Here is a 15584-nt window from a genome sequence, read left to right as displayed (position 1 = left end):
CGCGGTGTCGGCCGGGCGTCCCCTGACGCCCGGCCGACGGGATCAGCCCTTGCGGACCTTCAGCGTCTTGCCGTAGTTGGCGATCCAGTCCATCGCCGCCAGCAGCACGCCCGAGATCTCGAAGACCAGATGGATCGTCACCATCCAGCCGATCTGCGCGCTGGTGTATTTGGCGATGTCCATGAAGACCTTCAGCAGGTGGATGCCCGAAATGGCGACGATGGATGCGACGAGTTTCAGCTTCAGCTCCGTGAAATCCACGTCGCCCTGCCATGATGGACGGTCACGGTGGTCGTCGATGTCCATGCGGCTGACGAAATTCTCGTAGCCGGAAAAGATCACGATCATCAGAAGGTTCGCCGCCAGCGACAGATCGATCAGCGACAGCACGCCAAGGATTGCGTCGTCCAGTGTCAGGCCGGGGATGCTGAGCATGAAGGCGTAGAGTTGCAGCGCAAAGGTTCACACCAGCACCGCGACCGTGACGACGAGGCCCGGATCCATCGGTGCCAACAACCAGCGGCTGGCAAAGAGGCTGCGTTCGATCCGACGTTCCATAAGGGCTCCTGCAGGCCATGCGTGGCGGATCGGTGCAGGATGAGCGCAGGGTCGGACCGGTTGCCATGATCCTGTGACGGTCGCGGCAGCAGGTGCGGCGCGGCCCCGTGTGGGGGCCGCGCCAGGGTCCGCTTACATCGCGGGGAGGATCGCGATGTCGCGGATGTCGCCGTCTACGCCTTCGATCGAACCGGCCTCGGTGGCCATGCCCGTTTCCAGATCGACGGTGTAGAGGGTCGTGCCGTTCACGAGGAACGCGGTGTTCTCGCCCGCCTCGGTGCCCTGAACGTCGAAGGCGTAGGTCGCTGCGGGCTCGGTCAGGCCCAGCGTGCCGATGGCGGCCAGCGTGCCGTCGTTCGGTGCGGTCTGCTGGATCAGGCCACCGATAGTGGCGTCGATGTTGTACATCGCGGTGGCTTCCGGCGTGCCGAAGCTGTTGATGTAGGCGGCGGCGACGGTGTTCGGCACCTCGCCCGCATGCATGTCGCCTTCGACGAACGCGAGCTCACCATCGACGGTGACGGCGCCGGTGGTCACGTCGACGCGGTGGTTGGTGGTGCCGGTCATGAACCGCAGACGGTCGGCCATCGGGTTGAAGTCGACGACGACGGGCGCATCGCCGACGGTTAGCGGCGTGTCCATGGTGGACAGCTCGGTCGTGGCACCGGTGGCGGGGTCGATGGTGACGATCACCATGTCAGGGGTCACGCCGACCAGCGTGTTGTCGGCGGGGCGCAGGTCGAAGCCCAGCAGGCTGTCCACGCCCGTCACCTCGATGGTGCCGCTGACGGTGCGCGTGTCGGTGTCGAACATCACCAGTGTCTTGTCACCGACCAGCGCCACGGCGGGGGCGGCGTGGGCGGCACCCATCGACAGGGTCAGGGCGGTGGTCGAGTAAACTGCGATACGAAGCATGATACATCCTCTTGGGTTACAGTCGTGGCGGCCTGTCTGGCCGTCCATGTCAGTAAGGACACGGGCCGCGCCGATTCGGATGCAGACCGCGCTCACTTTTTTTCGCATCCGACACTTTTTTCCGCCCCATGCGTGGTTTCCTGCATCCAGTGGACGACGCGCCGTGTCCTTACACATAGGAAAGGTCGCCAACATGATGTCGCTCGCCCCCGCACAGTCCCGTCGTCACCGGTTGCCCCCGCGCACCGTCCGCGTCACCATGCGCGCACGGCAAACACGACAGTTGACTTTGCGGGGGCGCACCTTGGACGATCACGACAGCACGGCACACCGCGCCGACCGCCTGCGCCGCGCCCTGATCGCCGTGGCGGCAGGGCAGGCGTACGGCATCGACGCCATTCTCGCCACCGAGGGACCGCTTCTTCTGGGCGTCGCGCGCCGCATCCTCGGGCGCAGTGATCTGGCTGAGGAGGCGCTGCAGGATGCCATGCTACAGGTCTGGCGCAAGGCGCACCAGTGGGATGCGGCCCATGGATCGGCCCGTGGCTGGATCTGTGCGGTGCTGCGCAACCGCTGCCTGAACATGCTGCGCGACGGCAAGCGGCTGGCGCTGATGGACCCCGCCGATCTGGCGGTCCTGCAGGACAACCGTCAGCAGGTGGTGCCCGAAGAGGGCTGGGAAATCCTGTGCGCGCCCACGCGCCTGCGCGACTGTTTGCACACCCTCGACGATGCCAGCCGCCATGCGATCCTGCTGGCCCACGTGGCGGGCTTCACCCATGACGAGATTGCCGCACGCACCACCGCACCGCTGGGGTCGGTCAAGTCGATGATCCGCCGTGGCCTGCAGCGCCTGAAGGAGTGTCTGGGATGACGCAGCTGTCGCAAGAGATCGTCGATCTGGTACCCGACCACGTGCTTGGCCTGCTGTCGCCGTCCGAGGATGCGCTGATGGCCGAACTGAGCGCCCGCGACGCGGACCTCGCCACGCTTGTGGGCGATCTGCGCGACCGTCTGCTGCCGCTGGACCTCAGCGCCACACCGCAGCCCTTGCCCGCCGGGTTCACGGCCACCGTGCTGTCGCGGATCGCCACCTTGCCGCAGGGCGCACTGGTGGCGCCCGCCAACATCCCCGCAGCACCGCGCCGCCTGTGGCCGGGGCTTGCAGCGGCGGTGGTCGGGCTTGCGGTCGGCCTGGGTGCAGCGACCCTGCGACCGCGGCCCGCGCCGCAGGTCGTCGCGGTGCTGGTCGACGACGCGGGCGTGCCGCAGGCGGTGGTGGACGATTACGGCAACGACACCGCGACGGTGCGGTTCGTCGCCGACATCACCGTGCCGGACGACCGCGCCCTGCAGGTCTGGACGTTGCCCAGCGCCGACATGGGTCCGGTTTCGCTTGGGGTGCTGGACGGTCGTATGGCCGCTGACCTGCGCTTCGACGATCTGCCCGATCCTGCGGCGCAACAGCTGTACGAGGTGACGCTGGAACCCTTGGGCGGATCGCCCACCGGGCGCCCCACCGGGCCGATCATCGGCAAGGGACTGGCGGCGGCGCAGACTGGGGCCTGAGCCCCGGGTCAGGCCCCGAAAAGCCGCCCGCGTTCCGCCACCAGCACGCAGCCGAGCGACATGACTGCCAGCACGAGAAAGCCGCTTAGCAGCGGGATCAGCGTGCCGTCATAAAGGTATCCGACCAGAGCCCCCAGCAACCCGCCGCCCAGCGTCTGCGCACAGCCGAGGACGGATGACGCGACACCCGCCACGCGGCCCAGCGGTTCCATCGCCATGGCGTTGAAATTGGTGGGCACGAAGCCGAAGAAGCACATCATGCCGATGAACAGGATCAGGAACAGCGGGAACGGCGTGGCCCCGCCATAGAACACCGCTAGCGCCAGATGCAGCGCGGCCATGACGATGAAGCCGATCAGCGCGCCATGCGACAGCCGCCTGATGCCGAACCGTGCGACCAGCCGCGAATTGGCGAAGGACGACCCCGCCATGAACACCGCGACGAGCGAGAAGTAGAGGGTGAACTGTGGCCCAAGGACATAGATGCCCGTATAGATCTGCTCGGCCTGCCCGATGAACGCAAACAGCGCGCCAAAGAACGACGCCATTGCCAGCGTGTAGCAGAACGCGATGCGGTTGGTCAGCACGATGCCGAAGGCCTCGGCCACGGGTTTCACCCGCAGCGGGCGGCGGTTCGTGGGGTCCAGCGTTTCCGGCAGGCGCGCCCAGGCCCAGATCATGGCGACCAGTCCGAACACCACCATGAAACCCGACAATTCGCGCCACGTCCCGAACGCCATGACGACGGACCCGATGTTCGGCGCGAACACGGGCATGACCATGAACACCATCATGACCAGCGACATGACGCTGGCCATCTGCGCCCCGCCGAAGCGGTCGCGCACCACGGATGTGGCGATCACCCGCGTCGCTGCGGCGCCGATGCCCTGCACCAGCCGCGTGACCAGCAGCGCCTCGAACGTCGGCACGAACACGGCGGCGATGGCCCCCGCCAGATAGATCGCAAGGCCGCCGAACAGCACCGGACGCCGCCCATAGCGGTCCGACAGCGGGCCATAGATGATCTGCGCCCCGCCGAACCCGAGGACGTAGGCGGTGATGACGAACTGGCGCTTGTTCTCGTCCGTGACACCCAGCGCCGACCCGATATCCTGCAGGGCGGGGATGTAGATGTCGATCGCCGCCGCGTTCAGTGCCATGAGCAGCGCGATCATCGCGACGAATTCGACATAGCCGAGGGCGGCAGGATTGCGGCGCTGTTCGGCGCTGAGGACGAAGCTCATCGTGACGGGTCCGGGTCTGGGATATGTGTCATCTTTACCTGCGACGAAAGGGCAGGCTGGCAAGCCTCATCGTCGCATGACTGTCATGCTGCATGTGCATGGGTCGTCGGGCCAGCCATGCAAAAGACGCGGGGCATCATTTGAAATCCCGGCTCTTCGGGATCACCCGCACGTCGCGCGGATGCTGGCGGCCCCCGTTGGGGGGCTGCGGATGCGTCACCTCGTCGCCGCGCCCCATCTGTTGCGGCATCGCACCGGGGGCCAGCCGCAGCAGTGCATCGGACCGGTCGGTCAGCGACTGGGCCACGACGTGGATGATCTGCCCGTCGCGCTGGACATACCCTTCGACGACCAGCAGGCGCGACTGCATCACCGCCTTGCGGAACCGCTCCATCACCGTGGGCCAGACCACCAGATTGGCGACACCCGCCTCATCCTCGACGGTGATGAAGCACACGCCCTTGGCGCTGCCGGGCCGCTGCCGGATCAGCACGAGACCTGCCAGCTTGACCTTGCGCCCCTTGGTCATGCCCTGCAGATCGGCTGTGCTGGCATAGCCCTGCCGCGTCAGGCTGCGCCGCAAAAAGGACATGGGATGCGCCTTCAGCGACAGGCGCAGGGTCTGGTAATCGGCCACCACCTGTTCGCACACGGGCATGACGGGCAGGGGCACGGGCACCTCCGCGCCTTCGTCGCTGGCGTCGCGGAACAGCGGCAGGTCGGGTGCGTCGCGCAGGGCCCGCGCCTCCCACAGGGCCTGGCGGCGGTCGATCCACAGGGACCGCACCGCGTCCGCCTCGGCCAGACGGCGCACCACGGGGGCGGTCAGCCGGGCGCGGGTCTTGAGCGTCGCCAGATCCTCGAACGGGGCATCGCGGGCATCCACGATGCGGGCGGCCATATCGGCGCGCATCCCCCCGATCTGCCGCATCCCCAACCGCAGGGCATAGCCGCTGCGGTGCGGCTCCAGCGTGCAGTCCCAGTCGGAATAGTTCACATCGACCGGCAACACTGCGACACCGTGGTTCTGTGCATCCCGCACCAGTTGCGCCGGCGCATAGAACCCCATGGGCTGCGAATTGAGCAGGGCCGCGCAGAACACGTTCGGATAATGGCACTTCAGCCAGGCCGAGACATAGACCAGCTGCGCGAAACTCGCCGCGTGGCTTTCGGGAAAGCCGTAGTCGCCGAACCCCTTGATCTGATTGAAGCAGCGGGTGGCGAAATCCTCGTCATAGCCGCGCTTGACCATGCGGCCGACCATCTTCTGCTCCAGCAGCGCGATCGTGCCGCGCGACCGGAACGTGGCCATCGCCTTGCGCAGCTCGTTCGCCTCGGCAGGCGAAAACTGCGCCGCGTCGATGGCGATCTTCATCGCCTGTTCCTGAAAGATCGGCACGCCGAGGGTGCGGCCGAGGATCTTCTTCAACTCTTCCGGGTCGTGCGGTGCGCCGGGGCTGGGGTAGCTGACGGGTTCCGCCCCCGACCTGCGCCGCAGATAGGGGTGCACCATGTCGCCCTGGATGGGGCCGGGGCGGACGATGGCGACCTCGATCACCAGATCGTAGAAGGTCATCGGCCGCAGCCGTGGCAGCATGTTGATCTGCGCGCGGGATTCCACCTGAAACGTACCGATGCTGTCGCCCTTGCACAGCATGGCATAGACGCGCGGATCCTCCTGCGGGACCGTCGCCAGCGTCCAGTCGTGGCCGTAATGTGCCCGGATCAGGTCGAACGACTTGCGGATGCAGGTCAGCATGCCAAGGGCGAGGATGTCGACCTTCAGGATGCCCAGCGCGTCGATGTCGTCCTTGTCCCATTCGATGAAGGTCCGCTCGGGCATGGCCCCGTTGCCGATCGGCACGGTTTCGGTCAGCGCCCGTTCGGTCAGGATGAAGCCGCCGACGTGCTGGCCCAGATGGCGCGGCATCCCGATCATCTGCCGCGCCACGATCAGCGTGCGCCGCAACAGCGGGTCAGACAGATCGACGCCAGCCTCGGCCGCGTGGCTGTCGCCGATGTCGGTGCCCCAGCTGCCCCAGACGGTCTTGGCCAAGGCACTGGTGATGTCCTCGGACAGGCCCATGACCTTGCCGACCTCGCGGATCGCGGAGCGGGGGCGATAGTGGATGACGGTGGCGCACAGACCGGCCCGGTGGCGGCCATACTTTTTATAGATGTGCTGGATCACCTCCTCGCGCCGCTCATGCTCGAAATCCACGTCGATGTCCGGCGGCTCCTTGCGTTCCTCGCTGATGAACCGCTCGAACAGCAGGGCGTGCTGGGCGGGGTCGACGGCGGTGATGCCAAGGACGTAGCAGACGGCGGAATTGGCCGCAGACCCGCGCCCCTGACACAGGATGCCGCGCGACCGCGCGAACAGGACGATGTCGTGGATGGTCAGGAAATACTGCGCGATGTTCAGCTTTTCGATCATCGCCAGTTCCTTGCGCAGCGTCGCCTGCGTCTCGGGTGCTATCCCGTCCGGATAGCGCGCGGCGGCCCCCGCCCAGGTCAGCGCCTCCAGATGCGCCTGCGGCGTGATGCCCTGCGGGATGACCTCGGATGGGTATTCGTAGGCCAGCTCCTCCAGATCGAAGAGACAGGCATCGGCCACCGCGCGGGTGGCGGCGATGGCATGGGGCCATTCGGCGAACAGCGCCTGCATCTGGGCGGGGGATTTCAGGTGCCGCTCTGCATTCGCCTCCAGCAGGTGACCGGCGCGGGCCAGGGTGGTCTTTTCGCGGATGCAGGTCATCACGTCCTGCAACGGGCGGCGGTGGGGCGCGTGATAGAGGACGTCGTTCGTGGCCAGCAGGCGCAACCCGTGCTGCCCCGCCATCCGGTCGAGCCGGGTGATCCGCGCCCGGTCGTCGCCGCGATAGAGGTGGCTGGCCGCGATCCACTTCAGCGTGGGCAGGGCGCGCACCAGCCGCGGCAAGCTGTCGGCAAAGCCGCGCAGGTCGCGCGGCGGCACGGCGATCAGCTGCACCCCGTCCGCGTGATCCGCAAGGTCGCGCAGCGTCAGGTCGCACACGCCCTTGGCCTGCCACGCCCCGTCCGGGTCGTGCCGCCGCCCCTTGGAGATCAGCGCGCTGAGCCGCCCGTAAGCCGCGCGGTTGCGCGGATAGGCGAGGAACGTCTCGCCGCCCACCAGCGCGATGCGCGCACCGATCACCGGGCGCAGGTGCGCCTTCTTTGCTTCGGTGTGGATGCGGACCACACCGGCAAGGCTGTTCAGATCCGCACAGCCGATCGCGTCGTGACCCAGGGACCAGGCCTCGAGCACCAGATCGGCTGCGTCGGAGGCCCCGCGCAGGAACGAAAAACAGGTGAAGAGGCCGAGTTCGACATAAGCCGCGCGCGGGTTCTTCGCATAGACCCCGTCTTCGGGCAGCGTGCGGCGGGGATGGATGTGATCGTTCTCAGGCATGAGAGGGATCGGCGCGGTTGGTGACGGGATCGACCACGGGGCAGCGGATGCGGTGAAAGCCTCCATGCGTCGCGGTCCGCCCGTCCCGTGGCCGCAGCGATGCCGTAAGATGGGTCGCTGGCCGCGGTGACGCCATAAGATGGATTGCTGTCCGCAATCCCGCAGCGACAGAAATTATTGACCGCAACCGCGCCGCGACAGGACTTGTTGCCCTCAACTCTGCCGCGACAGCACGTGCCGTCCGCAACCGTATTGCGACAGGGATTGCTGTCCGCCGCGATGCCGCGGCAGGGCGTACCTGTCGATCCGTCGCGCCCGGCAGGACTGCCGTAATGAAGGAACTGATCAGGGTCGTGACACCCTGCGGGCGTGCGTCGATGCTGCCGGTGGCAGGGTCCGTGTCGTTTTCGTCGTCCCACACCCCGGGGGCATCCCCCGCATTGGGGTCGCATGGGGGCGCTGCCCCCGCCGCCAGAGGCGGCCCCCCCGGGATATTTGGGACCAGAAGAAGCCCGGACTGCTCCAGCGGGGTCCAGCGTCCCGTGACCGTCTGAGGCGACGGGACGCCTTCTCCTGGTGCGGTCATCGGCGTCCCCGCCTGTACCGCTTCATCACCATAGATGACGGTGGTTAAGGAGGTCCTAATTCTTCTGGTTGAAAATATCCCGGGGGGGCGGGCCCATGGCCCGGGGGGGCTGGCCCCCCCAGCGACGGGGGCCACGGGGATCACCCGTAGATGCCGTGCACGAACCAGCGCGGCGGGTCGCGGTGGTCGTCGCCATAGACGCCGTCGCGGTAGATCCACAGGCGGCGGCAGACGTCGTCCTCGATCCGGTAGTAATCGCGCAGGCGGGTGCCCGGGCGATCGGACCACCATTCCGGCGCGATCCGTTCGGGACCCGCGAAACGGGCGATCCGGCAGGTCACCCGTCGCCAGCGGAACTGGGCGGGCGGTCCTTCCGGCAGGGCGTAGAGGACGAAGATCTCCTCCGGCATGTCGTAAAGGCGCAGGGGCCGGTCCATCCACGTCCATGGGATCGTGCCGCGCGGGGCCTGGCTGAGGGCCAGGGCCCAGCCGAGGCTGCGTTCGGGGATGTGGCTGGGGCGGCGGGCCGGGGTGCGGATCGCCTGGGGGCCCAGGCGCGCCGACAGCCGGTCCACCATCTGGGCCAGGACAGCTCCACCCTCGGTCCCGCCATCCAGTCGGGTCTGTCCGATGGTCATCGGTTCGCTCGTCGCCGCGGCCAGCGTGACCAGTTCGAACCCGAAGCCCGGATCGATGCGGGTCAGGCGGTCGTCGAACAGGCGGCGCAGGTGGTCGGGATCGCGACTGGCCCGGGCGGTGGCGGCCGTCACCGTGCTGACCTCTGCATCGGTGCGATAGACCGTGAGGGTCAGGCGCCGCGCCCCGTGCCCCGCATCGGCCAGCGCCTGGCACAGGGCGGCGCACAGGTCCGGCAGCAGCGGGGTCGGGTCCTGCACGGGTTCGGCCAGCCGGGCCTGCACCGCGAACCGCGGCGGGTCGTAGGTGGCATTCACGGGTTCGGGCAGGCGGCCCTGCAACTGGTCGAGCCGCGCCAGCGGATGCTGCATCGGGGGCGCGTCCGCAAAGCGCCGCGCCAGGCTGCCGCGCGGCACGGCGACGATGTCGCCGATGGTCCCGAGGCCAAGGCGCTGCAACAGCAGCACCGTCGCAGGATCCAGCCGCAGCGCCTGCACCGGCAGGGGCGCCGTCAGCGTGGCCAGCGTGTCGGGCATCGCCACGGCACGGACGGCGCCGTGACGGGCCAGCGCCCAGGCAGCCCCGCGGGTCGGTGCCATGGCAGGGCGTGACGCGAACCCCAACGCGCCGAGGCTGCCTTCGATCGCGCGCAACATCTCGGCTGGTCCGCCCCAGAGGTGATCCGATCCGGTCGCGTCCATGACGATGCCGTCAGGGCCGTCCGGCGCCGTCCAGGGGCACCACCGCCTGGCCCAGAGCACGAGCCGGTCCAGCACGGCCCGGTCGCCGTCAGGGTCTGCAGGCACCACGTGCAGGCCGGGGCACAGCGCGCGCATGTCCACGACGCGTAGGCCGCATCGCACGCCGGCCATGCGTCCGGCCCGGTTCGTGGCGCTGACCACGGGACCGTGGGGGCCGTCCGTGGCCAGCACCACGGGCAGGTCGTCTGGCGGTGCGTCCTGTCGTGCTGCGGCACTGCGCAGCCAGCGGTCCATGGCGAAATCGGTCAAATGGATGCTGACGATCCGCCGCGACCGCGCCTGCGTGGACGGGGGGGCGTCCGGTGCGGTGCCACCGACGGGCACCGACGCCCGGTCGCTCCCCGCCGCAGACGGATCGCCGCCGCGCCGTGCGATGACGGGGCTGCCGGGATGCGGCTCGTCCTTCATGCGGTGGTGGGGCATGGCGCCTGCGACGGATGACGCATGATCCGTCAGGCAGGACCACCGTGATCCGAGGCCCGATCCGGCCCTCGAGACGGCTCGCGATCCAACCTGCGCGGCCTTGCCTTCCGGCGCGTCCAGTTCCAGTGCACCGGCCCATGCGCGGATCGCCTGCACCTGCGCCAGCCGTATGACCGAAAGTGGCCGCAGGAGCGGGCCTTGCAGCGCCGCCGGTATCGTCTGCGACACATGGGGCATGTGCAAGGGCAGGGCTGCCGCCGCGCCCGCGGTTGCGTGCGGGCGGGCGGGAAAGGGCAGGATCCGGGCGTGCATTTCTTCGGTCATGGGGGTCACGCTGTGAAAGGGGTCATTGGGTCTGGAACGTCATGTGGCTGGTCGGCGCGGCGTCGGCGCGGGATGTCGTCGGTGGGGCACGTCGGCAGGAGCATGGCATCAGGAGCATGTCGTCGCGGGACGGGTCGTAGAACGGCATAACGAGCGGCACTCATCCATGCCTTCGGCTCCGATCCGGCTGACAAGCCAGCCAGACGGGCCACCCCGACGGGCCACCCCGGCATCGCCATCCCCGCAGGGTCAGCCCGTGGCGCGCAGGGCCGGGCTGTGCCCGGTTTCCATGTGCAAGTGGTGGGACAGCACGACGCCCGCAGGTCCGGGGCCGGCCACCCATTGCCCCGGGGCGCGGCCACGGGCCCGGAACAGGTCCGCCTGCCACAAGGCCGCGCCGGGCGCGCGGTTGTCATCCGGGTCCAGCCGTGCCGGCAGGGATGCGATGCGCCACCGTTGCCGTGCGGCGCTGAGGTTCGGCTGTGCTGCGCGGCGGATCAGCAGGGCGGGGATGCCATGCGCCTCGGCCCGCATCGCAAGCCGCTTGGTCGCGGTAAAGTCCAGCGCAGCCGGGTCGCCCCAGACCTCTCCCAGAACGGCGCCGACGGCGCTGCAATTCAGACCTTCCTCCATGCTCCACACCACGTCGACGGCGCGGTTCACGGTCACGAGGATGAGTTTCAACCCCTGTGGCAGACCGGGGGGAAAGGGCTTGCCCGTCTCGCGCTGGGTCAGGCGGTCCTGCACCCACAACACCGGCTTGCCGCTGGCCACCACCGCCGCAAGCTGGCTGCACACGAAACCGGTGACCGCGCCGTCGGTGACGGTCGCCGCAAAGAATTCCGCAAGCGTCGGTTCCGCCACGCCGGACGGCAGGGCATTCCCGTCATCCGCGTCCCCGTCAGGGCTGCGGCAGAGTGTCGATGCAGGGCGAAGGGGGCTGTCCACGGCGACGATCCGATTCCATTTGTTCCTGTTTTGTTCTAGATCATTTTCCGGCTTCGGTCAAACGCCGATCCAATCCACCCGCGGGTCCGTGCACCCTCAGGGTCCCAGCACCGCCTGCGTGGCACAGGTCAGCGCCAGCGCCGTGGCACCGCGCGCCCAGACCAGATCGCCCCAGACCTGCGTGGCGACTGCACAGGTGGTGCGCCCCTCGGACAGGGTCAGGGCCTGCATCTCGCGCAGCATGGCGTCGGAATAAAGGTAGTCGTAGCGCATCCGTTCGCCGGCGAGGATGATGAGCGCCGGATCGAAGAGTTGCACCACGTTCGCCAGCCCCAGCGCCAGATAGCGCCCCGCCCGGCGAAAGATCGTGGCGGCGGCGGCATTCCCCGCCCGCGCCTCGGCGTAGAGCGCCTCGATCATCGTGTCGTGGTCGGAGGCGGCGGGTACCCGATCGAGTGCCGTCGCGGCCTCCCGGGCCAGCGCATAGTCGGCCAGATACGCCTCCAGGCAGCCGCGCTGGCCGCAGCGGCACAGCGCCCCGTCCAGGGCGACCTTGGTGTGGCCCAGCTCCATCCCCATGCCGCGGCTGCCGCGGAACAGGCGGTTGTCCAGCACGAGGCCCATGCCGACGCCGTGTTCCACCGTCACCACGGCGAAATCGGTCCGGTCGCGGCCCGCCCCGAACCACAGCTCGGCCAGCGTCAGAACGTTGGCGTCGTTGTCGATCTGCACGGCCACATCCAGCCGGGCCGCCAGCAACTGCCCCAGCGCCACGTCGCGCCCTGCGATCAGCGGCGACCACGCGACAAGGCCCGTCTCGTGTTCCACGATCCCCGAGATGCCCAGACCCACGCCGATCAGATCGCCCCGGTCGCGGCCAGCCTGCGCCAGCAGACGGTCCACCAGCACGCCCAGTTCGGTCACGAGGGCAGCGGCCGGCTTGCGCGGCTGGCGGACGGGCAGGGTCAGGTCGGACAGGATGTTGCCTGCGAAATCCGCCAGTACGGCGGAATGGCGGGTGTCGGCCACCTTGATGCCCACCACGATGCGGCCCTGCGGGGCGACGGCCAGCGCCACGGGAGGCCTGCCGCGCCCGGCTTCGCGCGGCCCTTCGCGGGGTTGATCCGCGATTTCAAGCAGCACGCCGGCCTGAATCAGATCGGCGGTGATCGCGGTGACGCTGCCTGCGCTGATCCCCAGACCACGTGCGATGTCGGCGCGGCTGACCTGTCCCATGGCCCTCACATGCACGAAGACCTGCTGGCGCAGGCTATTGCCGCGGTCGGCCTGGCTGGGCATCAGCGGGCCACACCCGGTGACGGCGGACCCTGATGCAGGACCCTTGCCCGCATCGCTGCCAGCATCGTACATAACTTCATCCCCCAAAGATAATGCTGCACTCGCAAACCCGCTCCCTCCCCGGAACGGCCCCGCCGCAGCATCATCACGCTGCATTACGCCTTTCGACCGCAGATTCTGCAAGAATATTTCACGCGGCCTGTTAAATTATTTTGACAACTGAATTTAACTCGGCATGTTGTGCGTCACCGGGCGGAGACGCTCGAATCCCCGCACCGCGGATCAGATGTCTGGGAGGACACCATGAACAAATCCATCATCGCCGCCGTCATCGCGACGGTCGGCTTTAGCTCGGCCGCGATGGCGCAGGACGGCATGACCGTCGGCGTCAGCTGGTCGAACTTTCAGGAAGAGCGCTGGAAGACCGACGAAGCGGCCATCAAGGAGGCCCTCGAAGCCGCAGGTGCGACCTACATTTCCGCGGACGCGCAGGCTTCTGCTGCCAAGCAGTTGACCGACATCGAGGCGCTGATCGCGCAGGGTGCCGACGCACTGATCGTGCTGGCCATGGACAAGGACGCGATCGCACCTGCCATCGATCAGGCCGCCAACGAAGGCATCCCCGTCGTCGGCTATGACCGTCTGATCGAGGACGAGCGCGCCTTCTACCTGACCTTCGACAACCGCGGCGTGGGCACGATCATCGCGCAGACCGTGATGGATGCGACCCCCGAGGGCGGCAACATCGCGATCATCAAGGGCGATCCCGGTGATCCCAACGCAGGTTTCCTGCTGGAAGGCATGATGGAAGTCGTGCAGCCGCTGGTCGATGCGGGCACCGTGACCATCGCCGGTGAAGCGTTCACCGACGGCTGGAAGCCCGAAGGCGCACAGGACAACATGGAGCAGATCCTGACGTCCGCCAACAACGAGATCGCCGCCGTTCTGGCCCAGAACGACGGCATGGCCGGTGGTGCGATCGCCGCTCTGGCCAGCCAGGGTCTGGATATCCCCGTCGGTGGTCAGGACGGCGACCTTGCCGCGCTGAACCGCGTCGCCCGTGGCGACCAGACCGTGTCGGTCTGGAAGAACAGCCGCGATCTGGGCAAGCGCGCGGCGGAAATCGCCGTGGCGATGGCCGGTGGCACCGCCATCGACGCCATCCCCGAGGCGCAGAAGTGGTCCGGCGGCGAGAACGGCGTCGAGATGAACGCCATCTTCCTCGCCCCCACGCCGATCACCGCCGACAACCTGAACCTCGCGATCGACGCAGGCCACATCACCAAGGAGCAGGCCTGCGAAGGCGCGCTCGATACGGTTGCTGCCTGCCAGTAAGGTCGTGCGACACTGCCGGCGCGGGGGCGCTTGTCCCCGCGCCGGTTTTCAATTGCGATCCCACCCCTTGACGATTTCCGCGCGACAGGTCGCCGGGGCTTTGCCCCGCTGTGTGTCATCGACACCCCACCGTCGCGCCCTGCATCCGTTCCAGCCGCACAGGACCAGCCATGACCGACACCCCGAACGCCCCGGCGGCGCCGTCGAATCCGCCACCCACACAGGCGACGGCCACCTTACCGGGCCTGCCCAAGGGCCAGCAGCCCGGCGCCTGGTCCCGGTTCCTCGCCGCGACAGAGCTTGACACCCGCCTGATCGGCATGGTCGTGGCCCTCGTGCTGATCTGGGGCGGCTTTCACATGTACGGCGTGCTGGTGAACGGTCAGGGCTTCTTTCTGACGCCGCGCAACCTGTGGAACCTGAGCGTGCAGACCGCGTCCATCGGGATCATGGCGACGGGCATGGTGCTGGTCATCGTGACCCGCCACATCGACCTCAGCGTGGGGTCCATCCTCGGCTTCACCGCGATCCTGATGGGCATGATGCAGGTGAACATCCTGCCGCAGTACCTCGGCCTCGGTCATCCGGCGATCTGGGTCATCACCGTCGTGTTCGGCATCCTGTGCGGCATGCTGATCGGCGCGTTCCAGGGCAGCCTCGTGGCCTACGGCGGCATCCCCGCTTTCATCGTGACGCTGGGCGGCCTGCTGGTCTGGCGCGGCGCCGCGTTCCTGATCGCGCGGGGCGAGACGATCTCGCCGGTGGACAGCACATTCGCGCTGCTGGGCGGCGGGCCTTACGGGTCGGTCGGTTTCATCGGCAGCTGGATCGTGGGTGCCATCATCTGCGCGGGCATCGTCTATGCCATCGTCAACGGCCGCCGCCAGCGGGAGAAGTTCAAGTTCGCCAAGCGTCCGCGCTGGGCCGATGCATTCCTCGCCATCGTCGGCTGCGCCGCCGTCGTGGGGGCCGTCCTGCTGGTCAACAGCTATCCCTGGCCCACCGGCATCGTCCGCCAGTACGTCGCGGCGAACGGCCTGACCACCGACCCAGAGACCCTGTTCATCAGCCACGGCTTCGCCATTCCCGTGCTGATCCTGATGGTCGTCGCCGTCACCATGACCTTCGTGATGAAGCGCACCAAATTCGGCCGCTACGTCTTTGCCATCGGCGGCAACCCGGAGGCGGCGGCACTGGCGGGCATCGACACCAAGTGGATGACGGTCAAGATCTTCGCGATCATGGGCGGCCTCGCGGGTCTGTCGGCGGTCGTGGCCTCCGCCCGCCTGAACAGCGCCACCAACGCGCTGGGCACGCTGGACGAGCTCTATGTCATCGCCGCCGCCGTGATCGGCGGCACGTCGCTGGCCGGTGGCGTCGGCACGATCTTCGGCGCGATCCTCGGTGCGCTGGTGATGCAGTCGCTGCAATCGGGGATGGTGCTGATCGGCTTCGACGCCGGGATGCAGCAGGTCGTGGTGGGCTCGGTCCTCGTGCTGGCCGTGTTCCTCGACATCCTCTACCGCCGCAAATCGAAATAAGGGGTCATGACG

Annotated in this window: 11 protein-coding genes; 4 read left to right on the top strand and 7 right to left on the bottom strand. The window is 68.1% G+C overall.

Annotated features, from left to right (window positions below; genetic code table 11):
- Nucleotides 1-42 precede the first annotated feature (42 nt).
- Both BMX16_RS05900 and BMX16_RS05895 read right to left on the bottom strand, forming a co-directional pair.
- Nucleotides 43-453 carry a YqhA family protein gene (locus BMX16_RS05900; RefSeq protein ID WP_281242593.1) on the bottom strand — a complete coding sequence of 137 codons (411 nt, stop codon included), beginning with the start codon at nucleotides 451-453 and terminating at the stop codon, nucleotides 43-45.
- Between the two features lie 237 nt (nucleotides 454-690).
- Nucleotides 691-1473 carry a DUF4394 domain-containing protein gene (locus BMX16_RS05895; RefSeq protein WP_089900154.1) on the bottom strand — a complete coding sequence of 261 codons (783 nt, stop codon included), beginning with the start codon at nucleotides 1471-1473 and terminating at the stop codon, nucleotides 691-693.
- 193 nt (nucleotides 1474-1666) lie between these two features.
- Here BMX16_RS05895 and BMX16_RS05890 point away from each other — a divergent pair, with 193 nt between their 5' ends.
- Complete coding sequence (locus BMX16_RS05890) at nucleotides 1667-2347, top strand: sigma-70 family RNA polymerase sigma factor (protein WP_245731366.1); 681 nt, start codon at nucleotides 1667-1669, stop codon at nucleotides 2345-2347.
- The gene (locus BMX16_RS05885) at nucleotides 2344-3042 is read left to right on the top strand and encodes an anti-sigma factor (protein WP_089900152.1); all 699 of its coding nucleotides are present in this window, start codon (nucleotides 2344-2346) and stop codon (nucleotides 3040-3042) included. Before BMX16_RS05890 ends, BMX16_RS05885 begins: the two co-directional genes overlap by 4 nt.
- A gap of 8 nt (nucleotides 3043-3050) precedes the next feature.
- Here BMX16_RS05885 and BMX16_RS05880 read toward each other — a convergent pair whose 3' ends face one another.
- The 5 genes from BMX16_RS05880 to BMX16_RS05860 form a co-directional block, all read right to left on the bottom strand.
- Nucleotides 3051-4286, bottom strand: a complete 1236-nt coding sequence (locus BMX16_RS05880) for a multidrug effflux MFS transporter (protein WP_089900149.1) — start codon at nucleotides 4284-4286, stop codon at nucleotides 3051-3053.
- 136 nt (nucleotides 4287-4422) lie between these two features.
- Entirely contained in the window at nucleotides 4423-7719 is a 3297-nt protein-coding gene (locus BMX16_RS05875; protein ID WP_089900146.1) for an error-prone DNA polymerase, read from the bottom strand.
- Between the two features lie 726 nt (nucleotides 7720-8445).
- A complete protein-coding gene (locus BMX16_RS05870) occupies nucleotides 8446-10449 on the bottom strand; it encodes a Y-family DNA polymerase (protein ID WP_342707806.1) in 2004 nt (667 codons plus the stop codon).
- A gap of 249 nt (nucleotides 10450-10698) precedes the next feature.
- On the bottom strand, nucleotides 10699-11397 hold the full coding sequence (locus BMX16_RS05865) for an ImuA family protein (RefSeq protein WP_245731364.1): 699 nt from the start codon (nucleotides 11395-11397) through the stop codon (nucleotides 10699-10701).
- A gap of 96 nt (nucleotides 11398-11493) precedes the next feature.
- Nucleotides 11494-12768 (bottom strand): ROK family protein, encoded by a 1275-nt coding sequence (locus BMX16_RS05860; RefSeq protein WP_089900143.1) that lies wholly within the window; start codon nucleotides 12766-12768, stop codon nucleotides 11494-11496.
- A gap of 231 nt (nucleotides 12769-12999) precedes the next feature.
- Here BMX16_RS05860 and BMX16_RS05855 point away from each other — a divergent pair, with 231 nt between their 5' ends.
- Nucleotides 13000-14031, top strand: a complete 1032-nt coding sequence (locus tag BMX16_RS05855) for a substrate-binding domain-containing protein (RefSeq protein WP_089900140.1) — start codon at nucleotides 13000-13002, stop codon at nucleotides 14029-14031.
- 170 nt (nucleotides 14032-14201) lie between these two features.
- On the top strand, nucleotides 14202-15572 hold the full coding sequence (locus tag BMX16_RS05850; protein WP_089900137.1) for a sugar ABC transporter permease: 1371 nt from the start codon (nucleotides 14202-14204) through the stop codon (nucleotides 15570-15572).
- Nucleotides 15573-15584: the final 12 nt, after the last annotated feature.

The organism is Loktanella fryxellensis, from assembly GCF_900110065.1.
GTDB lineage: Bacteria > Pseudomonadota > Alphaproteobacteria > Rhodobacterales > Rhodobacteraceae > Loktanella > Loktanella fryxellensis.
Note: the sequence above shows the minus strand (reverse complement) of the source record. Positions and strands in the feature narration are given on the sequence as shown.

Bases quoted from the DNA above. Each gene is read 5' to 3' on its own strand.
- BMX16_RS05895 (WP_089900154.1), bottom strand. From the start codon at position 1,473: ATGCTTCGTATCGCAGTTTACTCGACCACCGCCCTGACCCTGTCGATG.
- BMX16_RS05890 (WP_245731366.1), top strand. From the start codon at position 1,667: ATGATGTCGCTCGCCCCCGCACAGTCCCGTCGTCACCGGTTGCCCCCG.
- BMX16_RS05885 (WP_089900152.1), top strand. From the start codon at position 2,344: ATGACGCAGCTGTCGCAAGAGATCGTCGATCTGGTACCCGACCACGTG.
- BMX16_RS05880 (WP_089900149.1), bottom strand. From the start codon at position 4,286: ATGAGCTTCGTCCTCAGCGCCGAACAGCGCCGCAATCCTGCCGCCCTC.
- BMX16_RS05875 (WP_089900146.1), bottom strand. From the start codon at position 7,719: ATGCCTGAGAACGATCACATCCATCCCCGCCGCACGCTGCCCGAAGAC.
- BMX16_RS05870 (WP_342707806.1), bottom strand. From the start codon at position 10,449: ATGACCGAAGAAATGCACGCCCGGATCCTGCCCTTTCCCGCCCGCCCG.
- BMX16_RS05860 (WP_089900143.1), bottom strand. From the start codon at position 12,768: ATGTACGATGCTGGCAGCGATGCGGGCAAGGGTCCTGCATCAGGGTCC.
- BMX16_RS05855 (WP_089900140.1), top strand. From the start codon at position 13,000: ATGAACAAATCCATCATCGCCGCCGTCATCGCGACGGTCGGCTTTAGC.
- BMX16_RS05850 (WP_089900137.1), top strand. From the start codon at position 14,202: ATGACCGACACCCCGAACGCCCCGGCGGCGCCGTCGAATCCGCCACCC.